The organism is Pseudazoarcus sp. NS20, assembly GCF_059703745.1.
The window spans coordinates 94,744-120,778 of sequence record NZ_BAAKIY010000002.1; the positions used below are offsets into that span (position 1 = coordinate 94,744).

At 64.6% G+C, this 26,035-nt stretch carries 24 protein-coding genes; 12 read left to right on the plus strand and 12 right to left on the minus strand.

Annotated elements, in window-relative coordinates; genetic code table 11:
• Positions 1-33 precede the first annotated feature (33 nt).
• Together AC6H0W_RS06150 and AC6H0W_RS06155 are read left to right on the plus strand one after the other, a co-directional pair.
• A complete protein-coding gene (locus tag AC6H0W_RS06150) occupies positions 34-1,095 on the plus strand; it encodes a sensor histidine kinase (protein WP_497576277.1) in 1,062 nt (353 codons plus the stop codon).
• On the plus strand, positions 1,055-1,798 hold the full coding sequence (locus tag AC6H0W_RS06155) for a LytR/AlgR family response regulator transcription factor (RefSeq protein ID WP_497576278.1): 744 nt from the start codon (positions 1,055-1,057) through the stop codon (positions 1,796-1,798). Before AC6H0W_RS06150 ends, AC6H0W_RS06155 begins: the two co-directional genes overlap by 41 nt.
• 81 nt (positions 1,799-1,879) lie before the next feature.
• Here AC6H0W_RS06155 and ppc read toward each other — a convergent pair whose 3' ends face one another.
• Together ppc and AC6H0W_RS06165 are read right to left on the minus strand one after the other, a co-directional pair.
• Positions 1,880-4,633 carry a phosphoenolpyruvate carboxylase gene (gene ppc, locus AC6H0W_RS06160; RefSeq protein ID WP_497576279.1) on the minus strand — a complete coding sequence of 918 codons (2,754 nt, stop codon included), beginning with the start codon at positions 4,631-4,633 and terminating at the stop codon, positions 1,880-1,882.
• Between the two features lie 50 nt (positions 4,634-4,683).
• On the minus strand, positions 4,684-5,121 hold the full coding sequence (locus tag AC6H0W_RS06165; RefSeq protein WP_497576280.1) for a thioredoxin fold domain-containing protein: 438 nt from the start codon (positions 5,119-5,121) through the stop codon (positions 4,684-4,686).
• 190 nt (positions 5,122-5,311) lie between these two features.
• On the opposite strand from AC6H0W_RS06165, the gene hemC reads away from it, so the two are divergent.
• The 4 genes from hemC to AC6H0W_RS06185 are packed head-to-tail and all read left to right on the plus strand — an operon-like array spanning position 5,312 to position 9,544.
• On the plus strand, positions 5,312-6,244 hold the full coding sequence (gene hemC / locus AC6H0W_RS06170; protein ID WP_497576281.1) for a hydroxymethylbilane synthase: 933 nt from the start codon (positions 5,312-5,314) through the stop codon (positions 6,242-6,244).
• Positions 6,245-6,282: 38 nt separating this feature from the next.
• Positions 6,283-7,095: a uroporphyrinogen-III synthase gene (locus AC6H0W_RS06175; protein ID WP_497576282.1), complete on the plus strand. Its 813-nt coding sequence runs from the start codon at positions 6,283-6,285 to the stop codon at positions 7,093-7,095.
• A 24-nt stretch (positions 7,096-7,119) separates the two neighbouring features.
• The gene (locus tag AC6H0W_RS06180) at positions 7,120-8,361 is read left to right on the plus strand and encodes a uroporphyrinogen-III C-methyltransferase (RefSeq protein WP_497576283.1); all 1,242 of its coding nucleotides are present in this window, start codon (positions 7,120-7,122) and stop codon (positions 8,359-8,361) included.
• 10 nt (positions 8,362-8,371) lie between these two features.
• A complete protein-coding gene (locus AC6H0W_RS06185; RefSeq protein WP_497576284.1) occupies positions 8,372-9,544 on the plus strand; it encodes a heme biosynthesis HemY N-terminal domain-containing protein in 1,173 nt (390 codons plus the stop codon).
• Positions 9,545-9,608: 64 nt separating this feature from the next.
• On the opposite strand, the gene hemF is transcribed toward AC6H0W_RS06185, so the two are convergent.
• The 9 genes from hemF to AC6H0W_RS06230 form a co-directional block, all read right to left on the minus strand.
• Positions 9,609-10,517: an oxygen-dependent coproporphyrinogen oxidase gene (gene hemF, locus AC6H0W_RS06190; RefSeq protein ID WP_497576285.1), complete on the minus strand. Its 909-nt coding sequence runs from the start codon at positions 10,515-10,517 to the stop codon at positions 9,609-9,611.
• 11 nt (positions 10,518-10,528) lie between these two features.
• Positions 10,529-11,806, minus strand: coding sequence for a phosphoribosylamine--glycine ligase (purD, locus tag AC6H0W_RS06195; protein ID WP_497576286.1), 1,278 nt, complete (start codon positions 11,804-11,806; stop codon positions 10,529-10,531).
• 39 nt (positions 11,807-11,845) lie between these two features.
• On the minus strand, positions 11,846-13,417 hold the full coding sequence (gene purH / locus AC6H0W_RS06200) for a bifunctional phosphoribosylaminoimidazolecarboxamide formyltransferase/IMP cyclohydrolase (protein ID WP_497576287.1): 1,572 nt from the start codon (positions 13,415-13,417) through the stop codon (positions 11,846-11,848).
• A gap of 49 nt (positions 13,418-13,466) precedes the next feature.
• Positions 13,467-13,703: a helix-turn-helix domain-containing protein gene (locus AC6H0W_RS06205; protein WP_497576288.1), complete on the minus strand. Its 237-nt coding sequence runs from the start codon at positions 13,701-13,703 to the stop codon at positions 13,467-13,469.
• On the minus strand, positions 13,700-14,722 hold the full coding sequence (gene dusB / locus AC6H0W_RS06210; protein ID WP_497576289.1) for a tRNA dihydrouridine synthase DusB: 1,023 nt from the start codon (positions 14,720-14,722) through the stop codon (positions 13,700-13,702). Before dusB ends, AC6H0W_RS06205 begins: the two co-directional genes overlap by 4 nt.
• Before the next feature lie 211 nt (positions 14,723-14,933).
• The gene (locus AC6H0W_RS06215; protein WP_497576290.1) at positions 14,934-16,067 is read right to left on the minus strand and encodes an FAD-dependent monooxygenase; all 1,134 of its coding nucleotides are present in this window, start codon (positions 16,065-16,067) and stop codon (positions 14,934-14,936) included.
• Positions 16,060-17,406 carry a Xaa-Pro aminopeptidase gene (gene pepP, locus AC6H0W_RS06220; protein WP_497576291.1) on the minus strand — a complete coding sequence of 449 codons (1,347 nt, stop codon included), beginning with the start codon at positions 17,404-17,406 and terminating at the stop codon, positions 16,060-16,062. The genes AC6H0W_RS06215 and pepP overlap by 8 nt, the downstream gene beginning before the upstream one ends.
• Before the next feature lie 60 nt (positions 17,407-17,466).
• On the minus strand, positions 17,467-18,147 hold the full coding sequence (gene murU, locus AC6H0W_RS06225) for an N-acetylmuramate alpha-1-phosphate uridylyltransferase MurU (RefSeq protein ID WP_497576759.1): 681 nt from the start codon (positions 18,145-18,147) through the stop codon (positions 17,467-17,469).
• Between the two features lie 20 nt (positions 18,148-18,167).
• Positions 18,168-19,169 (minus strand): aminoglycoside phosphotransferase family protein, encoded by a 1,002-nt coding sequence (locus AC6H0W_RS06230; RefSeq protein ID WP_497576292.1) that lies wholly within the window; start codon positions 19,167-19,169, stop codon positions 18,168-18,170.
• A 63-nt stretch (positions 19,170-19,232) separates the two neighbouring features.
• Between AC6H0W_RS06230 and AC6H0W_RS06235 the strand changes: the two genes are divergently transcribed.
• From AC6H0W_RS06235 to AC6H0W_RS06260, 6 genes are all read left to right on the plus strand, one after another.
• Positions 19,233-21,638 carry an LPS-assembly protein LptD gene (locus AC6H0W_RS06235; protein WP_497576293.1) on the plus strand — a complete coding sequence of 802 codons (2,406 nt, stop codon included), beginning with the start codon at positions 19,233-19,235 and terminating at the stop codon, positions 21,636-21,638.
• A gap of 24 nt (positions 21,639-21,662) precedes the next feature.
• Positions 21,663-22,985, plus strand: coding sequence for a peptidylprolyl isomerase (locus tag AC6H0W_RS06240; RefSeq protein WP_497576294.1), 1,323 nt, complete (start codon positions 21,663-21,665; stop codon positions 22,983-22,985).
• On the plus strand, positions 22,985-23,971 hold the full coding sequence (gene pdxA / locus AC6H0W_RS06245; RefSeq protein WP_497576295.1) for a 4-hydroxythreonine-4-phosphate dehydrogenase PdxA: 987 nt from the start codon (positions 22,985-22,987) through the stop codon (positions 23,969-23,971). The genes AC6H0W_RS06240 and pdxA overlap by 1 nt, the downstream gene beginning before the upstream one ends.
• Positions 23,964-24,737: a 16S rRNA (adenine(1518)-N(6)/adenine(1519)-N(6))-dimethyltransferase RsmA gene (gene rsmA / locus AC6H0W_RS06250; protein ID WP_497576296.1), complete on the plus strand. Its 774-nt coding sequence runs from the start codon at positions 23,964-23,966 to the stop codon at positions 24,735-24,737. Before pdxA ends, rsmA begins: the two co-directional genes overlap by 8 nt.
• Positions 24,738-24,820: 83 nt before the next feature.
• Entirely contained in the window at positions 24,821-25,156 is a 336-nt protein-coding gene (locus AC6H0W_RS06255; RefSeq protein ID WP_497576297.1) for a hypothetical protein, read from the plus strand.
• Between the two features lie 71 nt (positions 25,157-25,227).
• Complete coding sequence (locus tag AC6H0W_RS06260) at positions 25,228-25,779, plus strand: GNAT family N-acetyltransferase (protein ID WP_497576298.1); 552 nt, start codon at positions 25,228-25,230, stop codon at positions 25,777-25,779.
• Between the two features lie 56 nt (positions 25,780-25,835).
• Here AC6H0W_RS06260 and AC6H0W_RS06265 read toward each other — a convergent pair whose 3' ends face one another.
• Positions 25,836-26,024 (minus strand): YgaP family membrane protein, encoded by a 189-nt coding sequence (locus AC6H0W_RS06265; RefSeq protein WP_497576299.1) that lies wholly within the window; start codon positions 26,022-26,024, stop codon positions 25,836-25,838.
• Positions 26,025-26,035 lie beyond the last annotated feature (11 nt).

Consider the following 26,035-nt stretch of genomic DNA (forward strand, 5'->3'; position numbering starts at 1 on the left):
ATCGCGATACCGATCGGCGGGGGACTGAAAAGCGTGCAGAGTATAAAGCAAAAGCCGGTACGCCCCGTTTCACGCCGCCATCTGCCGGATTTCCGCAATCTCGGTGTCGTGCTGCGCGTGCTGCTGCTGGCGAACCTGCTGGTGGTGCTCACGGTGCTGGTGGTCGAGCCCGATGTGCTGCGGTTGGGCGAGGCCTTCGTGCTGACTCTGGGGCGTTTGCAATTGCCGCTGATGCTCAGCGTGTTGCTGCTGTTTGCAGCTTCTCCGTGGCTGGTGCGGGTGCGTTACGGGGTGGGCGTCGGCGTCATTCTGTTGAGCGTGGCGCTGATCGTTTGCGCGCTGTTCCCGTTGGTTGCGACACCGGTCGAGCATGCATGGCGCTGGGTGCTGTGGGGGTGGGGCACTACCGGCGTGATCCTGTTCTATTTCGATTACCTCGCGCATCGTCGCACCCCATCGCTGGTGGAGGCGCGCCTGATGGCCCTGACGGCGCGCATCCGGCCGCATTTCCTGTTCAATGCCCTCAACGGTGTGCTGGGCGTGATGCGCTCCGACCCGCGCCGCGCGGAGCGTGCGCTTGAAGAGCTGGCCGAGCTGTTTCGCGTGTTCATGCGTGACAACGGCGAACTGGTGGAGCTGCGCGACGAGCTGGATCTGTGCCGTCGGTATCTGGACATCGAATCGCTGCGACTGGGCGAGCGCTTGTCGCTCGATTGGTGCATTGAGGCGGGCACGCAAGACGTGCTGGTGCCCCCGCTGATGGTGCAGCCGCTGCTCGAGAACGCCATCTATCATGGCGTGGAGCCTTTGATTGCGCCGGGCGAAGTGCGTGTGAGCGTGCGGCGCAGCGGTGCCGAGTTGCTGATCGAAGTCGATAACCCCGTCGCCGAGCAGGCGCCGGCCCTGGCGGCACGACATGCCGGCAACGGCATTGCGCTCGACAACATCCGCGAACGCCTGCAACTCTTTTTCGATCTCGAAGCGCGCCTGGAGGCCGTCCGCTCGGACGGCCGTTATCGTGTCACCATTCGTCTGCCTTTCCGGAGGAAACCAGATGCAGCCGACCCCACCGCTGCGGGTGCTGATCGCGGATGACGAGGCGCCGGCGCGTAGCCGGCTGCGTGATCTGCTGGGCGACATCGCGACCGAACAACCCAACCAGATCGTCGGCCTGGCCGCCAACGGTGTCGAGGCCTTGCGCCTGCTGCAGACGCAGATGGCAGATGTGGTGCTGGCCGACGTGCGCATGCCGTCCATGGACGGTGTGGAGTTTGCGCGCCAGGCGGCGCAGTTGCCGCATCCGCCGCGCGTGATCTTCACCACGGCGTATGACGATTACGCCGTCGAAGCCTTCGAGCTGGCGGCCACCGATTACCTGCTCAAGCCGGTGCGCGCCGAACGCCTGGCGGCTTCGCTGGCGCGCGTGCGCGCGGCGCAGGCGCGCAGCGACAGCGGACCACGCCAGCATTTCAGCGTGACCGAACGTGGGCGCATTGCGCTGGTGCCGGTGGCGGATGTGCTGATCCTGCGGGCGGAGCTCAAGTACGTCACCGCCATCACACTCGAGCGCGAATACGTGCTCGACGAGTCGCTCGTGCATATCGAGGATGAGTTCGCGACGCGCTTTCTGCGCGTACACCGTAACTGTCTGGTGGCGCGCGACGCCGTGGCGGGTGTGGAGCGTGCCGGCGAGGAGGGCGGCGAGCCGCATTGGGACATCGTGGTGCGCGGGCGCTGTGAACGCTTGCCGGTGAGCCGACGGCAATGGCCAGCCGTCAAGCAGGCACTGCGGCTGTAAGCGCGCGAAAAGGCATGCACGAATGAAAAAGAGCGGCACCTTTCTAGGTGCCGCTCTTTCCTGTGCGAGTGCAGGCAGGTGTCAGCCGCTGTTGCGCAGGCCGGCCGCGATGCCGTTGATCGACAGGTGAATGCCCAGACGGATGCGCTCGTCTTCGGGGTCTTCACGGTGACGACGCAGCATCTCGATCTGCACGTGGTTGAGCGGATCGAGGTACGGGAAGCGGTTACGGATCGAACGCTTCAGCAGCGGGTTGCCGTCGAGCAGTTCCTGCTGCTCGGTGATCGCCAGCAGCATGTTCACCGTCTCGTGCCACTCGGCCTGGATGCGGCCGAAGATGGCGTCACGCAGTGTGGCGTCTTTCACCAGAGCGGCGTAGCGTGAGGCGATGGCCAGATCGGTCTTCGACAGCACCATGTCCATGTTCGACAGCAGCGAAGCGAAGAACGACCATTCGCGGTTCATCTGACGCAGGCGCTCGAGGCCGTCCTTCGGATGTGCCTCGATGAACTTGCGTGCCGCGGTGCCGAAACCGTACCAGCCCGGCAGCATCAGGCGGCACTGCGACCAGCTGAACACCCACGGGATGGCGCGCAGATCTTCGATGCGCTGGCCCTTCTTGCGCGAGGCCGGGCGCGAGCCGATGTTGAGTTCGGAGATTTCCGAGATCACGGTGGATTCCCAGAAGTACTTCTCGAAGCCCTCGGTCTCGTAGACCAGGCCGCGGTATGCGGCGAACGCCTCGTCCGACAGCGTCTGCATGGTGTCGAGGAATTCCTCGCGCGGCGCAGGCTTGTCGCCCGACAGCAGCGTGGCCTCCAGCGTGGCGGCAACGATGACTTCGAGGTTGCGGAAGCCCACTTCCGGGTTGTCGTACTTGGCGGCGATGACCTCGCCCTGCTCGGTGAGGCGGATCTGCCCCTGCACCGCGCCGCCCGGCTGCGCCAGGATGGCCTGATAGCTCGGGCCGCCACCGCGGCCGACCGAGCCGCCGCGCCCGTGGAACAGGCACAAACGCACGTCGTGTTTGGCGAACACTTCGACGAGGCCGATTTCACCCTTGTAGAGCGACCAGCCGGACGTCAGGAAGCCGCCGTCCTTGTTGCTGTCGGAATAGCCCAGCATCACTTCCTGCATGCGGCCGCGCGCGCCGGCCAGCAGCTTCATGTACTGCGGGATCGAGAACAGCGCATCCATGATGCGCGGCGCATTGGCCAGATCCTCGATGGTCTCGAACAGCGGAATGATGTTGCCGTCGAGCGCATCTTCGTGCGGACGCAGGATGCCGGCCTCCTTCAGCAGCAGCGCAAGCTCGAGCAGGTCGGAGACGCTGTCGGTCTTGGAAATGATGAAGTTGGTGATCGCCGCTTTGCCGAAACGCTGATGCACGGCACGCGCGGTGCGGAAGATGGCGAGTTCCGATTCGGTCTGCTCGGAGTACTCGACGTGCGGCGAAACCAACGGGCGCGGGGTCTTGATTTCTTCCAGCAGCAGCTCGACACGCGCATCTTCGTCCAGCGCGAGGTAGTCGGTTTCAATGCGCGCGGTTGCGAGCAGCTCGGCCACCACGCGTTCGAACACGTCGGAGTTCTGACGCAGATCGACCGGCGCCAGATGGAAGCCGAAGATCTTCACGGCACGACGCAGCAGGCGCAGCTTGCCGCGCGCCAGTGTGGCGGAACCGTTGGCCACCAGCGAGCGGTGGATGACGTCGAGGTCGGCAAGGAATTCTTCCGGCGTCGCGTAGGCCTCGCCTTCCATGAATACGATGCGCTGCGTCGGTTTGCCCAGCAGCGCGCGCCACGTGCCGGCAAGGCGCTCGTACACGCCGATGAGGGCGCGGCGATAGGGCTCGTCGGTACGTTGGCGCGAGGCATCCTGCGATTTGGCGGCGAGTTCGCGCACCGCATCGGAGACGCTGACCAGACCTTCGGCCAGCGACAGGCGGTTGCTCAGCGTCTGCACTTCGGTGAAGTAATACTCCAGCACCGTTTCGGCCTGCAGCGAGAAGGTGCGCTCGAGCACTTCGGCGGTCACGAAGGGGTTGCCGTCGCGGTCACCGCCGATCCAGCTTCCGATCTTCATGAACGCGGGCAGCTCGGTATTCGACAGCGCCGGATCGCGCTCGGCCAGTTGTTCTTCGATGGTGGCATAGAGCTTGGGCAGCTGACGCAGGAAGGTGATGTCGAAATACGACAGGCCGTTGGAGACTTCGTCAACCACCGACGGGCGCACCGGGCGCAGCATGCGCGTCTGCCAAAGCGTGAGCACGGCACGGCGCATTTCCTCTTCGGACAGTGTGACTTCTTCGGGCGTGAGCTCGATGCGGTCGCGGTCGTCGAGTTGGCGGGCGATGCGCATCTGGGCATTCAGGATGCTGCGACGCTGCACTTCGGTGGGGTGGGCTGTCAGCACCGGCGAGATCATCGCCGTATCGAAGAAGCCGGCCAGTTCCGAAGGCGTGATGCCGCGCTCGATGGCGTCGTCCATGGCGCGCGGCAAGGTGCCCTGGCGCGAGGTGGAGCGCATGCGCAGGTGGTAGCGGCTGCGACGGATGTGGTGCTGGTCTTCGGCGATGTTGGCCAGGTGCGAGAAGTAGCTGAAGCCACGCACCACCTGAATGGTCTGCTCACGCGCCAGCGCATCCAGGAGCTCTTCAAGCTCACGTTTTGCGGAATGGTCTTCGTCACGGCGAAAGCGCACCGAGGTCTGGCGAATGCGCTCGATGAGTTCGAAGGTGGCCTCACCTTGTTGTTCGCGGATCGTGTCGCCGAGCAGGCGGCCGAGCATCCGGATGTCGTCGCGCAGAGGTGCGTCCTTGTCCTGAGTGGTCATGGAGGAAGATTCCTGCTTGTTGTCAGTTTCGGGGCGTGCGCCGGCTCGCCTCAAGGGCGAAATCCTGCGCTGCGATTCAGAGAAGCCAATGGTCCGGGTGGTGCATCAGGGCTTGCAGTGCGCGCGGACTGAGCACGGCGCGCGCTCAGTTTTGCCCGCGCCTGGGCAATCGCCTGCAGGACCTGATCGGCGTAAAAGTCGATGGCGCCAATGCCTGCTATTGGCTCCGTCAGCCGTTGGCCAGAGGGGCCATAGATTACCAGCATTGGCGTGAAGCGGATGCCTTCGTCCCGCGCAAAGGCGCTATGCGTGGTGCGCTGCCCGGTGAAATCGACGAGCGCCGTGGGCCGGTCGATGTCGATCTGGGCAAAGCGCGCGCCGATGTCGGCTTGCTTCGACATGGGCACCAATTGGCTGCGGGCGCGCTCGCACCAGCCACAGCTTTCCTGGCTGTAAAGCACCACCAGCGGGGCGCCGTCGGCGGCCATGCTGCGCCCGCTTGCGGCAAGGTCGGTTGCGGCCGGCAGCGCGCCGGCCTGCGCAAAAGAGGCCGCAGGCACGCATGCTAGAATGAGCGCCGTCATGATTGCTGTGGCACGTTGTCTGGCCACAGCCTGAAAACCTGTCATCTTCATCCTCCGGGGCCCATAGCCCCGCCGTCCAGAGTAGCCCCGAGACATGAATCCGAACCCGCCCGAGCGCATCGTCATTGCCACCCGAGAAAGCCGTCTCGCCCTGTGGCAAGCCGAACATGTGCGTGTGCGACTGCAGCAATTGTATCCCGGTTGCCATGTCGAGCTTCTTGGCATGACCACCCGTGGCGACCAGATTCTCGACCGGCCGCTGGCCAAGGTAGGCGGCAAGGGGCTGTTCATCAAGGAGCTCGAGACCGCGCTGCTGGATGGCCGTGCCGATATTGCGGTGCATTCCATGAAGGATGTGCCGATGGCGCTTGAGCCCGAGTTTGCGCTGGCCTGCATTACCGATCGTGGCGCCGCGCTCGACGCATTTGTGTCGAACCGTTACGAGAGCCTGGATGACCTGCCGCCAGGCGCGGTGGTGGGCACGTCATCCTTGCGTCGGCAGGCGCAGATCTGTGCGCGCTTCCCCTACCTGTCAGTGGCGAGTCTGCGCGGTAACCTGGATACACGCTTGCGCAAACTCGATGAAGGTCAGTATGACGCCATCATCCTCGCTGAAGCCGGCTTGCGCCGCCTGGGTATGGACGAGCGCGTGCGTGGAGTCTTGCCGGCCGAGCAGTCGCTGCCGGCGGTGGGGCAGGGTGCGTTAGGGATCGAATGCCGTGCCGACCGCGAAGACCTGCTGGCGTGCCTCGCGCCACTGCACGATGTCGAGACGGCGGCCCGCGTGACCGCCGAGCGCGCAGTGTCGCGCGCGCTGGCCGGCAGTTGCGAAGTGCCGCTGGGCGCCTATGCGCTGATGCGTGACGGGCGTCTGTGGTTGCGCGGTTTCGTCGCCATGCCCGACGGGTCGCGCATGGTGTGTGCCGAACGCGAAGGTTATCCCGAGCAGGCCGAAGAGCTCGGTTTGGCCGTGGCGGAAGAGTTGCGCGCTCAAGGCGCCGAAGAGATTCTTGCCGCACTCGACTGAGTGCTTGGCTCGAGCCGTGAAGCCGGCGTGGGAGAGGCATGGTGCAGCGTACGCTGGACGGTAGAACCATCGTCGTGACGCGCCCCGAGGCGCAGGCACAGGCATTGAGCGAGGCCCTTGAGCTGCGTGGCGCGCACGCTTTGCGCTTGCCTGTGCTGGGCATCGCGCCTGCAGTCGATGCGGCGCCGCTGGATGCCGTGATCGCGCGCCTCGATGATTTCGACATTGCTTTCTTCGTCAGCCCGAATGCCGTGGAGTACGCTTTGCGGCATGTGCTGGCGCGCCGGCAGTGGCCGCCACGGCTGGCGGTCGCCACGGTGGGTGGCGGCAGCGAGCGGGCATTGCGTCAGATGGGGTTTTCGCAAGTGATCGCTCCGGTGGCGGGCTTTGACAGTGAGGCCGTGCTGGCGCTGCCGCAGTTTTCCGCTTCGGCCGTGCGCGGGCGCAGGCTGGTCGTTTTCCGTGGCGATGGTGGGCGTGACCTGCTCGGTGAAGTGCTCACGCAGCGCGGCGCCAGCGTTGAATACGTGACCGTATATCGGCGGTATTGCCCGCAGTCGGATTGCAGTGACATGCTTGATTGCGCCCGCCGCGGCGCACTCGACGGCATTGTGCTGACAAGCAGTGAAGGTGTGCGTAATCTGGCAAGCATGCTCGGTGCAGAGGGGATGGCAGTGCTGCGAGATGTCACGGTGTTCGTGCCGCACCCTCGCATCGCCGCGTTTGCGCTCGAAGCCGGTTTCCGTCGAATGATCGAAACCGATGCCGGCGATGCTGGAATCGTCGCCGGCATCGAGCGCAGCCTGTCTGCTCGGCCGGCTTCCGGTGCCACTGGCACCTCCTTTCTTTGAACTCGTCTCGGTTAAACTTCGGCCATGGACAAACAGACTCCCGCGCTTACTCAGCCGCCTCCGAACGCTCAAGAAGATGTCCGCGTCGATGACGCCGCCGCTTCCTCTGCCGAGGCCCCCCGTTCCGACACGCTGCCGCCCGCCGACGGGGGTAGCCGCATTCCGCCCGCGGCGCCAGCTCCGCGGGCCCGCGGCTCAAGCGGCAGCGGAAAGCTTGCGCTGACGCTTTCGGTACTGGCGCTGATCGGCGTCGGCGTGATTGGCTGGCAGGTGTATCAGATGCGAGCCGGCGCCGGTGATCTACGCACCGAGGTGGCTCAGCGTCTGGCCGAGGCGGATTCGCGCGCGACTGAATTGCGTGCGCTGTCACGCCAGTCGCAGGAATCCATCACGGCCTTGCAGGGGCGTTTCGGTGCGCTCGAATCGAAGGTTGCCGCGACCGAAGGTCAGGCGGCGGCGCTGGAATCGATGTACCAGGAGTTCTCGCGTACCCGCAGCGATCGCGTGCTGGCCGAAGTGGCGCAGGCCGTGACCATCGCTGCGCAGCAAGTCCGTCTGGCGGGCAATTACGAAGCTGCGCTGATCGCGCTGCAAAGCGCCGAGTCTCGGCTGGCAGCGCCCGAATTCGGGCAGTTCCATGATCTGCGCCGCGCCATCATGAAGGACATCGACGCGGTGAAGTCGCATCCGCAGATCGACCTCAGTGGCACGTCGATGCGTCTCGAACTGCTGTTCTCGCACATCGATCGCCTGCCGTTGGCCTATGCCGTAGAGCCGGCGGGTACTGCGGCCGCCATGGACGACCTGCCCGAGGTGCCGCCCGGCGAAGGCGCGCAGGCGTGGTGGAACAAGACACTGGGCTTCGTGCATGCGCTGAGCTCCGACGCCTGGAACGAGGTGCGCGGCATGATCCGGCTTGAGCGCATGGACCGCGCCGATCCGGCCCTGCTGGCACCCTCGCAAGGCGTCTATCTGCGCGAGAACGTCAAGATCCGCTTGCTCACCGCACGCCTGGCCTTGCTGGCCAGCGATGTGCGCACCTACGGCACCGACCTGGCCATGGCCAAGGAATGGCTCGAGCGTTATTTCGACACCGGTGACGTGCAGGTGCAGCGCGTGCTGGGCGAGATCGAAGCGCTGGCCGCTGTCGACATGCAGGCCGAGGCGCCGACGCTGACCGATACGTTCGCCGCGCTGGGCATGGTGCGCAGTCGGGGCGCCAACGGTGTTCCCGCCGCGGGCGCGCCTGCGGACCAGGCACGCTGAGGGCCGGCCGATGCGAACCCTGATCTGGATTCTCGCGATCTTCGCGGTGGCGGCCGGCGTGGCCATGCTGGCCAGCGCGAATGAAGGCTACGTGCTGATCGTCTCCCCGCCGTGGCGTGCGCAGGTGTCGTTGAACCTCGTCATCGTCGTCTTGCTGCTGTCGTTCGTGCTGGCCTACGCATTGATTCGCGTGCTGCGCAAAACGCTTGGCCTGCCCGCACGCGTGGCGCATTACCGCGCGCGTCGCCGGGAGGAGAAGGCCACGGCTGCCTTGCACAATGCCCTGCGTGCCTTGGCGGAGGGGCGCTCGGTCGACGCCTTGAGCCACGTGAAGACCGCCGATGCGGCGGCGCGCAGCTACGAGGTTGCGCTGATCGGTGCCCATGCGGCGCACCGCATGCACGACACGCGCCGCACGCAGGAGTGGCTGGGTCGTGCCGAAAGCTGCGAGGGGGGGCGCATTCCGCGCCTGCTCGCGCAAGCCGGTTTCGAGTTGGAGCGCGGCGCGTTGAACGAAGCCGCTGCCACGCTGGAAGCGCTGCGCCTCAGTGGCCACAGCAGCATGGCTTCGCTGAAACTGGAGCTGGATCTTGCTCACCGTCTCGGCAAATGGGAAGAGGTCGCCACCGCGGTACATCAGTTGCAGGCCGAGCGCGCCTTGCCCAAGGAAGACGGGCGAGCGCTGCTGCGGGCGGCGCGGCTGGCCGGGTTCAGAGCGCAAGCCGGCAATCCGGTCGAGCTTGCTGCCTGCTGGCGCGACGCCCCGAAAGAAGATCTTGCCGATCCGGTGTTTGTCGCAACGGTGTTGCCGCTGCTGGCCGAGGTCGGGCAGGGTGGGCTGGCGCGCCGTACGGTGGAACGCTTGCTGGACGAGAAGTGGGATTCCGATCTGGCGCGGCGCTACTACCTGTGTGCGCAAGGTGATGACGCTCGGGACGGCCTGGCGCGCGCCGAGAAGTGGCTAACACTGCACTCGGACGACGCCGGCTTGCTGGCATCGTTGGGCCTGCAATGCGTGAATGCCCAGATCTGGGGCAAGGCGCAGAGCTACCTCGAGGAATCGCTTGCACGGCAGCCGCGCGCCGAAGTGCATGTGGTGCTGGCGCAATTGTTCGAGCGCCTGGAGCGCCCGGATGAGGCGGCCGAACAGTATCGTTGCGCCGCGCGTCTGGTCGCTGGTTGAGCCTGAAAGCCCCCAATAAAAAAGCCGGCGATGCCGGCTTTTTTATTGTGCAAACGGAGCTGCTTCAGGCCCAGTCATGTGCTTTGAGGTATTTCTCGTACAGCTCGGCTTCCGGCGAACCCGCCTCGGGCGTCCAGTCGTAGCGCCACTTCACGATGGGCGGCAGCGACATCAGGATGGATTCGGTGCGCCCGCCCGATTGCAAGCCGAAGAGCGTTCCGCGGTCGAATACCAGATTGAACTCGACGTAGCGACCGCGCCGATACGCCTGGAAGTCACGCTCTCGCTCGCCGTAAGGTGTGGCGCGACGGCGTTCGATGATGGGCAGATAGGCATTCAGGAAAGAGTCCCCCACCGAGCGCGTCAGCCCGAAGGCCTGCTCGAACGGGGTGTTGCCGTCTGCGCCGAGGTCGTCGAAGAACAAGCCGCCGACGCCGCGCGGCTCGTTGCGGTGCTTCAGGAAGAAGTAGCGGTCACACCACTCCTTGAGGCGTGCGTATTCTGCTTCTCCGCCATACGGCAGCACGGCATCGCGGCAGGTGGCGTGAAAGTGGCGGACGTCTTCTTCCACCGGGTAGTAGGGGGTCAGGTCCATGCCGCCACCAAACCACCATACCGGCGCCTTGTCCGCCGCGCTGGCAACGAAGCAGCGCACGTTCAGATGCACGGTCGGACAGTAGGGGTTGCGCGGGTGCAAGACCAGCGATACGCCCATGGCTTCGAAGCTGCGGCCGGCGAGTTCCGGGCGATGCGCGGTGGCCGATGCCGGCATGGCATCGCCGGCGACGTGCGAGAAGTTCACACCGCCACGCTCGAAGAAGCGACCCTCTTCTATGACGCGCGTCAGGCCGCCCCCACCGCCTGGACGGTCCCAGCCGTCGGCGCGGAATGGGGTGCCGTCGAAGGCTTCGAGGCTTGCAACGATGCTTTGCTGCAAGCCGGTGAGGTAATGCTTGACTGCTGTGGTGTCCATCACCGACGTGTTCAGCCTTTGCGCGCCAAAGCGCGGTGGCCGATATCACGGCGATACTGAGCCCCGTCGAAATGGATGGCGTCGGCAATGGCGTAGGCGCGGGTCTGCGCCGTGCGGGCGCTGTCGCCCAGCGCCGTGACGCACAGCACGCGACCGCCCGAGGTGACGACATCATCACCTTGCATGACCGTGCCGGCATGGAACACGTGAGCATCTTCGGTAGCGGCGGCGGGCAGGCCGGTGATGACGTCGCCCTTGCGCGGCTGTTCGGGATAGCCGCTGGCGGCCATCACCACGCCGAGTGCGAAGCGGCGATCCCATTCGGCCTCGACGAGGTCGAGCTTGCATTCGAGCGCGGCTTCGATGAGATCGGTGAGCTCGCTCTTGAGGCGCATCATGATCGGCTGCGTCTCGGGGTCGCCCATGCGGCAATTGAATTCCACCACGCGCGGACGGCCTTCATCGTCGATCATCAGGCCGGCATACAGAAACCCCGTGTAGGGCGTGCCTTCTGCTTTCATGCCCGCCAGCACCGGGTAAATGACCTCGCGCATCACGCGGGCATGCACTTCCGGCGTGACGATGGCGGCAGGCGAATAGGCGCCCATGCCGCCGGTGTTGGGGCCTTCGTCGTTGTCCTTGAGGCGCTTGTGATCCTGGCTGGTGGCCAGCGCCAGCGCGTTGCTGCCGTCGGCCATGACGATGAAGCTGGCTTCTTCGCCGTGCAGGAATTCTTCGATCACCACGCGGGCGCCCGCGTCGCCCATCTTGTTGTCGAGCAGCATCATGTCGATGGCGGCATGTGCCTCGTCGAGCGTCATCGCCACGACCACACCCTTTCCCGCCGCCAGGCCGTCGGCCTTGATGACGATGGGCGCGCCTTCGCGGTCGACGTACGCGTGTGCGGCTTGCGCATCGGAGAAGGTTTCGTACTTGGCGGTCGGAATGTTGTGACGCGCCATGAAACGTTTGGCGAAGTCCTTGGAGGACTCCAGCTGCGCAGCCGCCTTGACCGGGCCGAAGATCGGCAGACCGGCTTCGCGGAAGGCATCGACGACGCCGGCTGCAAGCGGCGCTTCGGGACCGACCACGGTGTAGGCGACTTCTTCCTTGCGGGCGAGCTCGATGAGGTCGGGGATCGCGCTGACCGCGACGGTATCGACTTGGGGCTCAAGCAGTGTGCCGGCGTTGCCGGGCGCAACCACGACGCGCGTGACCTTGCCGGACTGAACCAGTTTCCAGGCCAGCGCGTGTTCGCGGCCTCCGGAGCCGATGACGAGAACTTTCATGTTGGGCGTCGCGTTGTTGTCTTGAGGTTTGTGGGGCGATCAGTGACGGAAGTGGCGGAAGCCGGTGAAGACCATTGCAACGCCGTGTTCGTCGGCCGCGGCGATGACTTCGGCGTCGCGCATTGAGCCACCGGGCTGGATGACAGCGGTCGCCCCGGCGTTGGCGAGTACGTCGAGACCGTCACGGAACGGGAAGAAGGCGTCCGACGCCACCACCGAGCCGCGGATGTCGAGCCCGGCATTCTCCGCCTTGATGGAGGCAATGCGGGCGGAATCCACACGGCTCATCTGGCCGGCGCCGACGCCCACCGTCATGCCGTCACGGCAATACACGATGGCGTTGGATTTGACGTATTTGGCTACGCGCCATGCAAACAGCAAGTCGGCCAGTTCGGTGGGCGAGGGCGCACGCTTGGTGACGACTTTAAGGTCCGCGATCTGGATATGGGCTTCATCGGCGCTCTGTACCAGCAAACCGCCGCCGACGCGTTTGAAGTCGCGTGCGCCGGATGCTTTGCCGAGGGGGCACTGCAGTACGCGCACGTTTTTCTTCTCTGCCAGCAATGTGAGCGCATCGGCCGCAAAGGACGGCGCGATCAGCACTTCCATGAACTGCTTCGAGACGCTTTCGGCGGTGGCGCGATCGACCTCGCAATTGAAGGCGATGATTCCGCCGAAGGCCGAGGTCGGATCTGTCTGGAAGGCCTTGGCATAGGCCTCGGCCGCATTCACTCCCAGCGCCACGCCACACGGGTTGGCGTGCTTGATGATCACGCAGGCAGCGGTGTCGAAGGCTTTGACGCATTCCCACGCCGCATCGGCGTCGGCGATGTTGTTGTACGACAGTTCTTTGCCTTGCAGCTGGGTGTACCGCGAGATGCTGCCCTCGGGCGCATTCGGTTCGCGGTAGAAGGCTGCGCTCTGGTGCGGATTCTCGCCGTAGCGCAGGTCCTGCACCTTGTCGAAGGCGATCTGGAAGCGCTCCGGATAGGTCTGGCGCGAGCCGTCGTCGGTGAGCGAAGTAAGGAAGTTGGAGATGGCGGAGTCGTAGCGCGCAGTGTGCGTGTATGCCTTGGCCGCAAGCGCGAAGCGCGTTTTGTACGACAGCGTGCCGGCGTTGGCCTTGAGCTCGTCGATGATGCGCCCGTAATCGTCCGGGTCGGTCACGATGGCCACGCCGCCAGCGGCGTCACCGTGGTTCTTGGCGGCGGCACGCACCATGGCTGGCCCGCCGATGTCGATGTTCTCGATGGCGTCTTCCAGCGTACAGCCGGGCTTGGCGCTGGTCTGCTCGAACGGATAGAGGTTCACCACCACCAGATCAATGCGCGTGATGCCATGCGCAGCGATGGTGTCGAGGTGCTCGGGCAGGTCGCGGCGCGCGAGGATGCCGCCGTGCACCTTGGGGTGCAGCGTCTTGACGCGGCCATCAAGCATCTCGGGGAAGCCGGTATGGTCGGAGACGTCGGTGACCGGCAGGCCGGCTTCGCGCAGCAGCGCGGCGGTGCCGCCGGTGGACAACAGGGCGACGCCCAGAGCGTTCAGCTCACGGGCAAGATCGACTACGCCACGTTTGTCGGAGACGCTCAGTAGGGCTTGGGTTGCTTTCATGTGATCGGCAGAAAAAGGCAGGGGGGTGGCGTCAAGGCGACGCGCGAAGTTACAGCAGGTCGTGCTCGGAGAGCTTGCGGCGCAGCGTGTTGCGGTTGATGCCGAGCATGCGTGCGGCGATCGACTGGTTGCCGCCGGCTCGGTCGAGCACGAAGGCCAGCATCGGGCGTTCGACGTTCTGGATCACCATGTCGTAGATCGCCGACGGCTCTTCGCCATCCAGGTCACGAAAATACTGGTCCAGCGTGCGATGCACGGATTCGGAGATGTCGTTCTCGCGACTCATGCGGCGAGCTCCTGCGGAGGTTCTTCTTCATAACGCAGGCGGGCATCGCGTTCGGCAAGCTGGCCGAAGAATTCGTCCACTGCGGCCGTCTGGGTCTGGATGTCACCCAACGTGTTCATCATCTTGCGGAATGCCGCCGAGCCTTCGAGCCCCTTGGTGTACCAGGAGATGTGCTTGCGGGAGACCTTGAGGCCGGTCTCTTCACCGTAAAAGCCGTAGAGGTCTTCGAGGTGTTCGCGGCACACGCGGTGAATCTCGGTCACCAGCGGTGGGGGGAGGTGCTCGCCGGTGTTCAGGAAGTGCTCGATCTCGCGGAAAATCCACGGGCGGCCCTGCGCCGCGCGGCCGATCATCACGCCGTCGGCCTTGGTGTACTCGAGCACGAAACGGGCTTTTTCGGGCGTGGTGATGTCGCCGTTGGCGATGACCGGAATGCCCACCTGACTTTTCACCAGCGCGATGGTGTCGTACTCGGCGTCACCGGTGTACTGATCGGCACGCGTGCGGCCGTGGATGGCGATGCCACGAATGCCGGATTCTTCGGCAATGCGCGCGATGAGCGGTGCGTTCTTGTTCTCGCGGTTCCAGCCGGTGCGGAATTTGAGCGTGACCGGGGTGTCGGGCACGGCCTTGACCACCGCTTCGAGAATGCGTGCCACCAGCGGCTCGTCCTGCATCAACGCCGAGCCGGCCATGACGTTGCACACTTTCTTGGCGGGGCAGCCCATGTTGATGTCGATGATCTGCGCACCGCGGTCGGCGTTGTAGCGGGCGGCCTCGGCCATCATGGCCGGATCGGCGCCGGCGATCTGCACGGATATCGGGTCGACCTCGCCATCGTGGTTGGCGCGCCGCTGCGTCTTGGCGCTGCCGTACAGCAGCGAGTTGGAGGTGACCATTTCGGATACGGCCACGCCCGCGCCCAGCTTCTTGCACAACTGGCGGAACGGACGATCCGTCACCCCGGCCATCGGTGCCACGAAGAGGTTGTTGCGGAGAGTGAAACCGGCAAACTGCATGGGCGTGAAAATCCGGAGGACGGCTGGAAGGGCGCCATTCTACCTCAAGCGACACCCGGCTTGCGGACTTCGGCGGGCAGGAAGAGGGTTGGCCGCGTTGCCTGGTGCAAGGAAGCGACAAACGGGGCTGTTCAAGGGGATTGAGCGAGCCTCGATCTGCTGCGGCAGAGTGCTTTCTGCCAAGGCCGCGCTGGCCGGCGATGCAGCGGGCTCAGGGCCAGGCGCGTGCGCCGAACATCATGCGCCGCGCCACGAAGCCGCGTAGCGGTGAGCACATATCGAGCGCCGCCAGGCCGAGTCCTCGTGCCGCCGACAACGGGCCGCAATCGTTGGCGAAGACGCGGATCAGACCGTCCGTGAAACCGATGGTGCCGGTACGATCCAGGCGGCGGCTGCGCGACCAGTCCGAAAGAAGCAATGCATCGCCTGCGTCGGCGGCGTCGCGAATGGCCATGGCCAGCGTAAACACGTCGCGCAGCGCAAGGTTGAAACCCTGGCCCGCCACCGGGTGCAGTGTCTGTGCCGCGTTGCCGATCCAGGCTGTGCGTTGTGCTGCCGAGCTTTGACGGTAGCGCAGCGCCAGCGGGTAGCGCACGCGCGGGCCGACCGCCGCGAGTTGCGTGCGGTGGCCGATGGCCTCCTGCAGGTGTGCAAGGTAGCTGGCGTCGTCGAGAGTGCTCAAGTGGTCGGCTTTATGCTCGGACACCACCAGCACGCAGGCGTAATCGTCGCCAAACGGCAGCAAGGCCAGCGGCCCTTCGGCGGTGAAGCGCTCGAAGGCGGTGTGAGCGTGTCCGGTTTGCGGGCGTACCGTGGCGATGAGGGCGTGCTGTGCGTAATCGCGTGAGCGGATTTCGTCGCCTTGGCCAGGGCTGCCTTCGGCGCGCACGGCCAGGCGGGCGGTGAGGGCGTCGTGATCGTTGAGTGCCGCCTGGATCGAATCCGTCGCGGGAATGAGGTCGCTGACGAGGGTGTTGTCGCGCACTTCGATTCCGGCGGCTTCCACCGCCTTGCGCAAGGCGCCGGCGAGTGCGCCGGCGGAAACGACGTGGCCCAGCGCAGGGACGCCGAGCTCGCTGGCGCGCAACACGGTGCGGCCGAATGCGTGGCGTTGCGAAACGTGAATGGTGTCGATGGCGGTGGCGTTCAATTCGCGCCATACACCCAGGCGTTCAAGAATGAGCTGCGAGCCGTGAGCCAGTGCCAGTGCGCGTGGATCGCTCGTGACGGCTTCGCGGGCTCGCGCGTCGGCCAGCACCACGTGCTTCCCGGAATCGCGCAAGGCGAGTGCCAGCGCGAGGCCGGCAGGGCCGCCGCCGATGATCAGGACATCGGTATCAGCCATTCCTGCCGTCGCGCATCAGCGCTTCGATGTCGGCCACTTCGCGCGGCACGCCCTCGGTGAGGTACTCGCAACCGTCGGCGGTAACCAATGCGTCATCTTCGATGCGGATGCCGATGTTCCAGAACGCCTCCGGCACGCCTTCGCCGGGGCGGATGTAGCAGCCCGGCTCGACGGTGAGCACCATGCCCGGCTGCAGCGAGCGCCAGTCGCCGTTCTGCTTGTATTCACCGGCGTCGTGCACGTCGCGGCCCAGCCAGTGGCCGGTGCGGTGCATGTAGAAGCGGCGGTAGCTGCCTTGTTCTAGCACGCTGTCGAGCGAGCCCTGCAGCAGGCCGAGGTCGAGCATGCCTTGAGCGAGCACTTCGACGGCGGCTTCGTGCGCGGCGTTCCAGTGCTGACCGGGGCGGACTTCGGCCTTGGCGGCGTGTTGTGCGGCCAGCACCATTTCGTAGACGTCACGCTGCGGGCCGCTGAAGCGACCGTTGATCGGGAACGTGCGGGTGATATCCGAGGCGTAGCCGTCGAGTTCGCAGCCCGCGTCGACCAGCAGCAGATCACCGTCCTGTATGCGGCGGTCGTTCTCGACGTAATGCAGGATGCAGGCGTTAGGGCCGCTGGCGACGATGGACGGATAGGCAGGGAAGGGGCTGCCCGCCGCGCGGAAGGCATGCAGCAGTTCGGCTTCGATTTCGTACTCGAAACGGCCCGGGCGGCTCGCGCGCATCGCGCGGCAGTGGGCCTCGGCCGAGATTTCGCCCGCGCGGCGCATGATGGCGATTTCGGAAGCGTCTTTAATAAGGCGCATCTCGTCGAGCTCGGCCAGCGCATCGCGAATGCTGTGCGGTGCGGTCGAGCCTGCGCGGGTCTTGGCGCGCACGGCGTTGAGGGCGCGCGTGATGCGGCTGTCCCAGTTATCGTCGTAGCCAAAACCGCACCACAGCAGAGGTTGATCGGCAAGAAGCTCCGGCAGCTTGGCGTCGAAGGCGTCGACTGGCCAGGCTTCATCGAAGCCGAAAGCCTCGCGCGCTGCTTCCGGGCCCCAGCGACGGCCGTCCCAGATCTCGCGCTCTTCATCCTTGCTGCGACAGAACAGTACGCTCTTCGGCGTGGCGCCGGCGATCAGCACCACGATGGCTTCGGGTTCGCCGAAACCAGTGAGGTAGTGAAAGTAGCTGTCGTAGCGATAGGGGTAGTGCGTGTCGCGGTTGCGCGACCGCTCGGGCGCGGTGGCGAGCACGGCTACGCCACCGCCTGCGGCTTGCATGCGCGCCATCAGGCGTTCGCGGCGGCTGCGGAAGGGCGCGATGTCGGGGCGGAGGTCGGTGGTTACGGTGTTCATGCTGTGATTATGGCACCGCTGCGAGGGCCGCAGGTTGGCCCCGGGCATGGTAAACGGAAGTCAGGGTCTGCCAGAGACGCGCAGTTGCTGGTCGAGTTCCTCGAGCCGCTGCGGCGTGCCGACGTCCATCCAGCTGCCTGCGTGGTGTGTGCCGCCGACGTGGCCCTGCGAGATTGCGGCCCGCAGCAGCGGTGCGAGCTTGGCTGGCTGCCCGGTCGGGACGTCGGCGAACAGCGCCGGATGGTAGGCGCCGACGCCGGAGAACGTCAGCGCGGGGGCGTGCTCGACGATGCGGCTCCCCTGCAGCGCGAAGTCGCCGTTCGGATTGTGCTCGGGGTTGCTTACCAGTACCAGATGGGCCTGGTCGCCGTTTGTGCGCAGCAGCTCGGCGGCTGCGCGAACGGCGGCCAGGTCAACATCGCTGAAGACGTCGCCGTTGACGACGATGAACGGCCCGTCGCCCAGCAGCGGCAGGGCCTGACGGATGCCGCCGGCGGTTTCGAGTGCGACGGCTTCGGGTGAATAGCGTATCGAGACACCCAGCGCCGAACCGTCGCCGAGGGCGGCCTCGATCATGTGGCCGAGGTAGGCGTGGTTGATGACGATTTCAGTGATGCCGGCCGCGCGCAGCCGTTCGATCTGCCAGACGATGAGCGGCTTGCCGCCGGCTTCGAGCAAGGGCTTGGGTGCGTGGTTGGTGAGCGGGCGCATGCGCTCGCCGCGCCCCGCCGCGAGGATCATCGCGCGCATGGGGTGCTCGCTCAAAAGGTGTAGCCGACGGCCACGGCCTCGGGCTCGAGCCGGTCGAGCAGGTTGAGCAAGGGCTTGAGGTCACGGTAGCGGGCGCACACGCGTCGCAGATGCATGCGCACCACGGGGATGTCGTTGAGGTAGCCGGTCTTGCCGTCGCGGTGAGCGAGGCGCGCGAAGATGCCCATCACCTTGAGATGGCGCTGCACGCCCATCCATTCGTAATCGCGATGAAAGTCTGGGAAGTCGGCGCGCACCGGCAGGCCGAGCTGGCGGGCGGCTTCCCAGTAGCGGATCAGCATGTCCAGTTCGAAGGATTCCTCCCAGTGAATGTAGGCGTCCTTCAACAGTGACACGAGGTCGTAGCTGATGGGCCCATACACCGCGTCCTGGAAATCGATGATGCCCGGGTTGCCCGCGTCCAGCCTCATGAGGTTGCGCGAGTGATAGTCGCGGTGCACGAACACGCGCGGTTCAGCCAGATTGACCTCCAGTACCCGGCGATACACTTTTTCGAGCGCGTTGCGGCCGGCTTCGTCGAGCTCCACGCCCAGATGCCGCCCGACGTACCACTCTTCGAACAGCCGCATCTCGCGCTCCAGCATCTCACGCGAATACTCGGGCAGAGCGTCGGCTCGGCTCGCCTGCTGAATGGCAATCAGGCTGCCGAGCGCTTCGGCATACAGCCCCGGAGCATTGTCCGGCGTGAGCGCCTGCAAATACGTGGTGTTGCCGAGATCCGACATCAGGATGAAGCCTTCGTCGAGATTCTCCGCGACGATCTGCGGCACATGCACGCCGGTGGCTGCGAACAGCTTGGCGATAGTCAGCCACGGGCGGCAGTCTTCGTGCTCGGGCGGGGCGTCCATCGCGATCAGGCTGGGGGTGTTTTCCGTTGCATTCACGCGGAAATAGCGGCGGAAGCTGGCGTCGGCTGAAGCGACGCTCAGTTCGATGTTCCGTCCAGGCAGCACGGAGGCAAGCCAAGTTTCAAGCCGAGCGCGTCTTTGCACGGGTTCCCCGCATTGCTGGTGTAGAATTTTGCGAGTTTATCAAAGGGCCCGGCCAGACCGAACATGAGCAAGATGAGGGAGCGCTTGCGCGACAACACTTTTGAACGCCGGCGGCCGAAGTTTCTGGCTCTGCTGTTGCTCTCTTTTCCGGGTTTGGCTCACGCCGGCACCATGGCGCCGCTGCGTGTCGACCCTGCCTTGCTTGGCGGTCGTGCCATTGTTGCGCCGGTCCCCGCTGCGAGCAATGCCGCCAGCGGGGCTGCGGTCGCCCCGACCTCTTCGCGCGGCGTTGCGCCGGGAGTGGGCCAGCGCCCCGAAATCAGCGATGGCGAGACCACGGTGCGTGCGGACAGCATCCGGGGACTGCGCTCGGTCGACGTGGTCGCCGAAGGGCAGGCTGAAATCGTCCGTGAAGATCTGACCCTCACCGCCGATCGTCTCACGTACAACGAATTGACCGATGAAATCCAGGTCGAGGGCAACGTCCGCCTTGAGCGTGGCGACGATGTCATGACCAGTGAGCGCGGGCGGCTGGTGGTTTTCGAGCAAACCGGCGAGTTCGTTGCGCCCGAATACGCGTTTGCAGTCAAGTCGGTTTCACGCGACACCGGCGTCGAGCGCACCGTCACCAGCCGGGGTGAGGCGTCGATGATCCGTCTCGAGGGTGAGAACCAGTACGCGATGGACGACGCAACCTGGACCACGTGCGAGCCCGAGAGCAACGACTGGTTCATCCGTGCCCGCTCGATCGAACTCGACTACGACTCCCAGGTGGGTGTGGCCAAAGGCACTTCGCTGGTGTTCAAGGGGCTGCCGCTGTTGTACATGCCGAGCATGAGCTTTCCGCTCGGGCCGCAACGCAAGTCCGGCTTCCTGGTGCCGACGGTGGGGGTTTCCGATAACACCGGCTTCGACTCCTCTGTACCGTATTACTGGAATATCGCACCCAACTACGATGCGACGCTGGTGCCGCGCCTGATGTCCAAGCGTGGCCTCCAGCTGGGCGCTGAGATGCGCTACCTCACCGAGCGCTCCGAAGGTGTTTCGCGTTTCGAGTGGTTGGCGAATGACCGCATCACCGGCGAGTCGCGTGGTCTGGCATCGATCCAGCACCGCCACTTGCTGACGGACCGCTTGCGTGCGTCGGTGAACTTCAACGGCGCCACCGACGACGAGTACTTCGAAGACCTGAGTTCGACCTTGCAGGTCACGTCACGTCGCAACCTGCTGCGTGAAGGGCGTCTCGATTATTCGGGTGGCTGGTGGAATGCCTCTGCACTTGCGCAGAGCTATCAGACCTTGGGTGATGGGATCGACGCGCCGTACAAGCGCTTGCCGCAGCTCACGTTGAACGCGCTCCGCTCTGATTTGCCGGGCGGGCTGGAATTTGCCTTTGAGAGTGAATACGTAAATTTCCAGCACCGCGACGATGCGTTCCAGCAAGGCAAACGTATCAGCGTCTACCCGCAAATCGCGCTCAATTTCCGGCAGCCGGGTTGGTACATCAAGCCGAAGATCGGCACCCATTACACGCGTTACGACCTGGATGGCCCGTTCACGCCCGGTGGCCCGACCGGCATTACGCGCACGCTGCCGATCTTCTCGGTCGATGCCGGCATGTATTTCGACCGCGATTCCACCCTGTTCGGCCGCAATACGCTGCAAACCCTGGAGCCGCGCCTGTATTACGTGCGCATCCCGTATGAAGATCAGAGTGACATTCCGATTTTCGATACTTCGCGCTACGACTTCGGCTTTGCCCAGATTTTCCACGAAAACCGTTATTCCGGTATCGACCGAATTGGGGATGCCGATCAGCTGACGGCGGCTGTGACGACCCGTTTCATTGAGAACGATACGGGTATCGAGCGTATGCGCGCCACGGTGGGGCAGCGTTTCCACCGTGAAGATCGCCGCGTCGGGCTGCCGGGTGAAACGCTCAGCGATTTCAGCCGTACCGACATGCTGGCATCGTTCTTCGGGCGCGTATCGCAATCGGTCTCGCTCGATCTCGCGACACAGTACAGCCCTGAACAGGGCAACACCCAGCGTGCCAATGCGCGTTTGCGCTATCAGCCCGAGCACCTCAAGGTGCTCAACCTCGGTTACCGCTTTCTGCGCGGCGACGGTACAAGCGACGATTTGCGTAACATCGATTTGTCGGGGCAGTGGCCGCTCGGCGGACGCTGGTATGGTGTAGGCCGAGTCACCCGCTCGCTCGAAGAAAAACGCACCACCGAGGCGCTGCTCGGCGTCGAATACGTCAGCCGTTGCGGTTGCTGGGCGTTGCGCACGGCCATGCATCGTTTTGCAATCAATCCGAACGACGTCACCAATGCGCTGTTCTTCCAGCTCGAGCTGACGGGGCTTGGTGGCATCGGCTCGAACCCGAGCAGCCTCATCCGGCGTAGCGTGCCGGGTTACGGCGTGATCACCGAGTCGGTCGCCGATCCGTATTTCGGTAATTAAGGCTTAGCCAGGTTGCTGTTTCCAATGAACATTCAAGCTGTTTCCGTGCGTTTTCTCAGTACCGTTGTCGGGGCATGCCTGGTCGGCATGCTGTACGCCGGCCACGTGTCCGCCCAGCGGGCTCTCCCGGTAGACCGTGTTGTTGCGGTCGTGGGGGATGAGGTCATCACCTTTGTCCAGATGCGCGCCGCGCTTGAGCGGGCGGTCGCGCAACTCCGGCGCCAGAACATCGAGCTGCCTCCGCGCAATGTGCTCGAAGAGCAAGTGCTCGAGCGTTTGATTCTCGAGCGCGCTCAGCTGCAGGCGGCGCGCGAAGCCGGGATTCGGGTGGATGAAGCCACCATGACTCGCGCGATCGGCCGGGTTGCCCAGAATAACGGCCTGAGCGAACCGGAGTTGCGTCAGGCGCTCGACGCCGAAGGGATTTCTTGGGAGGCCTTCCGGGACAATCTACGCAACGAGATTCTGGTTACGCGGTTGCGTGAATCCGAAGTCGACAGCAAGGTCGTGGTTACCGATGCCGAGATCGACAACTTCATCGCCAACAACCCCGACGCCTTCACCGGCAGCGAGGTGTTGGTCGCTCACGTGCTGATTCGTGTGCCCGAGAACGTCCGCGAGAGCGAGTTCCGCGAGCTCGAGAGGAAGGCCGAAAGCGTGCTCAGTCGCAACGCCGCCGGCGAGCCCTTCGAGCAACTCGCCGTGGAACTGTCGGATTCGCAGGATGCTACCGATGGTGGCGTGCTGGGCTGGCGAGCGCGTGATCGTCTGCCGGCATTGTTCGCCGATGCCGTGCGTAATCTGAAGCCGGGTGAGGTCTCGCCGGTTATGCGCAGTGCGGCTGGCCTGCACGTGGTCAAGCTGCTCGACATGCGTGGCGGCGGTGTGCAGATGGATGCTCAGGTCGATCAGACGCGTGCCCGTCACATTCTGCTGCGCACGTCGGAGGTGTTGCCCGACGCCGAAGCCGAGGCTCGCCTGTTGGCCTTGCGGGAGCGTATCGAATACGGCGAGAGCTTTGAAGAGCTTGCGAAGGTGCATTCCGACGACATGTCGTCGGCGCGTGGGGGCGACCTGGGCTGGGTGTATCGCGGTGACACTGTGCCCGAGTTTGAGCGCGCCATGGATGCGTTGGTCATCGACGAGGTGAGCCAGCCGGTGCGTTCGCCGTTCGGTTGGCACTTGATTCAGGTGCTTGAGCGCCGCGTGCAAGACGTGAGCGACGAGCGCACCCGTGCTCTGGCGCGTAACGCCCTGCGCGAGCGCAAAGCCGAGGAAGCCTACGACAGTTGGTTGCGCGAACTGCGCGATTCCACCTACGTCGAGATTCGCCTGGGCCGGGAATAATGGCCGCTTCCGGGCCTGTCATTGCCGTCACGGCGGGAGAGCCGGCAGGTATCGGTCCCGAATTGTGTGCCCACCTCGCCCTGCGAGGCTGGGCCGCTCATCCGGTCGTGATCGGAGACCTTCAGCTTCAGCAACAGCGTCTCGGGGCGCTGGCCGGTCAGGTCGAAGTGCGTGCCTATCGCGCTGGCGTGCCGCCTGCGCCAGGTGTCCTCGACGTGTTGCACGTACCGCTCGTGACGTCATGTCACGCGGGCAGGGTGGATCCTGCCAATGCCGTGCACGTGCTTGCCATGCTTGACCGTGCCATCGACGGCTGTGTTGCCGGTGAGTTTTCCGCCATGGTGACCGCGCCGGTGCATAAAGCCGTCATCAACGATGCCGGCATCCCCTTCAGTGGCCATACCGAATACCTCGCAGAGCGCACCGGCACCTCGAAGGTGGTGATGATGCTCGTTGGCGGCGGTTTGCGCGTTGCATTGGTCACCACACACTTGCCGCTGGCACAGGTGCCTGCGGCGATCACGCGCGAGGCGCTGGAAGAAACCATTCGCATCCTGCATCGCGACCTGGTCGGGCGGTTCGGCATCGCGACGCCGCGTATTCTGGTCGCCGGCCTCAATCCCCATGCGGGGGAGGGCGGGCACATGGGGCGTGAGGAGATCGACGTCATCGAACCGGTGCTGGCACGTTTGCGCGACCAAGGCATGAACCTGATCGGCCCGCTGCCGGCCGATACGCTGTTCGTTCCACATACGCTCGAGCACGGCGACGCGCAGTTGGCCATGTACCACGATCAGGGTTTGCCGGTGCTCAAGCATGCGAGCTTTGGTGGCGGCGTGAATGTCACGCTCGGCCTTCCGATCGTGCGCACTTCGGTCGACCATGGCACTGCCCTTGACTTAGCCGGCAGTGGGCAAGCCGATCCGGGTAGCCTGTTTGCCGCCTTCGAGCTGGCTGTTGAAATCGCTGGACGTCGTCATGTCTGAGCATCGAGCACGCAAACGCTTCGGCCAGAACTTCCTGTCCGACCCCAACATCATTCGCAAGATCGTTGACGCGATTCGTCCGCAGCCAGGCGAAACCATGGCGGAGATCGGCCCCGGTCTGGGCGCCATGACGGCGCCGATCGTCGAGCGCCTGGGGCATCTGCATGTCGTCGAGATCGACCGCGATCTCATCACGCGCCTCAAGCAGAATTACAGCACCGACCGTCTGACCATCCATGAGGGTGACGCGCTGGCCTTCGACTTCGCGACCCTTGGTCCGAGCCTGCGCGTGGTGGGCAACCTGCCGTACAACATTTCCACGCCCCTGCTGTTTCACCTCGCCACCTTCGCCGAAGGCGTGCGCGACATGCATTTCATGCTGCAGAAAGAGGTCGTGATGCGCATGGTGGCGGAGCCGGATACGCCTGATTACGGACGGCTCTCGGTCATGCTGCAGATGCGCTTCGCCATGGCTCACCTGTTCGATGTGCCGCCCGGCGCATTCAAGCCCGAACCCAAAGTGGTGTCCAGCATCGTGCGTCTGGTACCGCTACCTGGAGACCGCCCGCGCCCGGCTGACGAAGACTTGTTCGGCCGCATCGTGGCCGCGGCCTTTGGCCAGCGGCGCAAGACCTTGCGCAACACCTTGCGCGAGTTTCTCGATGACGCTGACTTTCAGGCTCTCGACATTGATCCCGGCCTGCGCGGCGAGCGCCTGACGGTGGCCGATTACATCGCCCTCGCCAATCACGTTTCGGCCAAGTAAGGCCCGGTCCGCTCGTCCTGCAGGAACGGATCGGCGCCGGCTCGTCTCAAACGACCTCTTCATCCGCTTTTCAAGGGGGTCTCATGGCAATTCAAATACTGCCGATCATCAAGGCGGTTGCGCCCTACCTCGCGCAGGTGGCGACCGCCGCCATCCCGGCGTTCACGTCCAAGCCCGCGGAAAGCGCCAAAAGCCTGCCCGTCATGGCGAAACAGATCAGCGAACTGCAGAAGGCGGCGACGCAGAATGCGGAGTCGATCCACGTGCTTGCCGAGAAATTGCAGCAAGTGGTGCAAGGGCTGGAGGTTGCCGCCGAGGAAGGTCGCAAGGAGATGGCTGCGTACAAAACCATGGTCATCGCAGCGTTGGGGCTGGCCGGGCTTTCCTTGTTGTTGAGCTTCGGCTTGTTGGTGCGTTGATCCAGGGGGTGGTGTAGCCGGACGCCGCTACATCCCTCTCGGCGCTACAGCCTTTTGGATGAGGGGTTTCAATGAATGAAGAGTTTCATCCGGTGATCGAGACGGAGCGCCTCAGGCTGCGTCCGTTGCGCTTGGAGGATGCGTCGCGGTTGTTTGAGATTTTCTCGGATCACGAGGTGATGAGGTACTGGAACACGGCCCCCTGGGCTACCGTGGATGAAGCACACACTTTCTTGAAGGAGAGCTCCGAAGCCATGAAGTGTGGCCGCGCCATGACGCTCGGGCTTGCAGACAAGGACTCCGGGCGGCTGCTCGGGAAGTGCATGTTGTTCAATTACGCGGCAGAGTCGAAGCGGGCCGAGATCGGCTTCGGTGTGGCACGCCAGCATTGGGGCAAGGGGTACGCGGTAGAAGCTGCGCGGGCGTTGCTGCAGTATGCGTTCGATACCTTGGGTTTGCGTCGCGTCGAGGCCGAGATCGACCCGCTGAATGTGGCGTCTGCCAGAGCATTGGAGCGCCTTGGTTTCGTGAGGGAGGGGGTGTTGAGGCAGCGTTGGGAAATCAACGGTGTGGTTTCGGACTCAGCCCTCTATGGTTTGTTGGCGGAAGACGGCAGAGGGTGACCGTGCGTTGAGGCCGTATTGCATCGTGCGGCGCGGCCCCAGCGCTTCAGGGGGCGTCAATCCTTCGGGAAGGTATTGCAGCCGAACAGCGTGTAGGCCGGGCAGGTGCCCATCAGGCCAGTGATCAGCGGCAGTACCCCGATCCAGGTCCACGGTGCGCCGACGCCCATGATCGCGAGGGCGATCAGCGTGAGGCCGAGGACGACGCGAATGGTCTTGTCGATTGATCCGATGTTCTTGGTCATGTTGTTTGTCT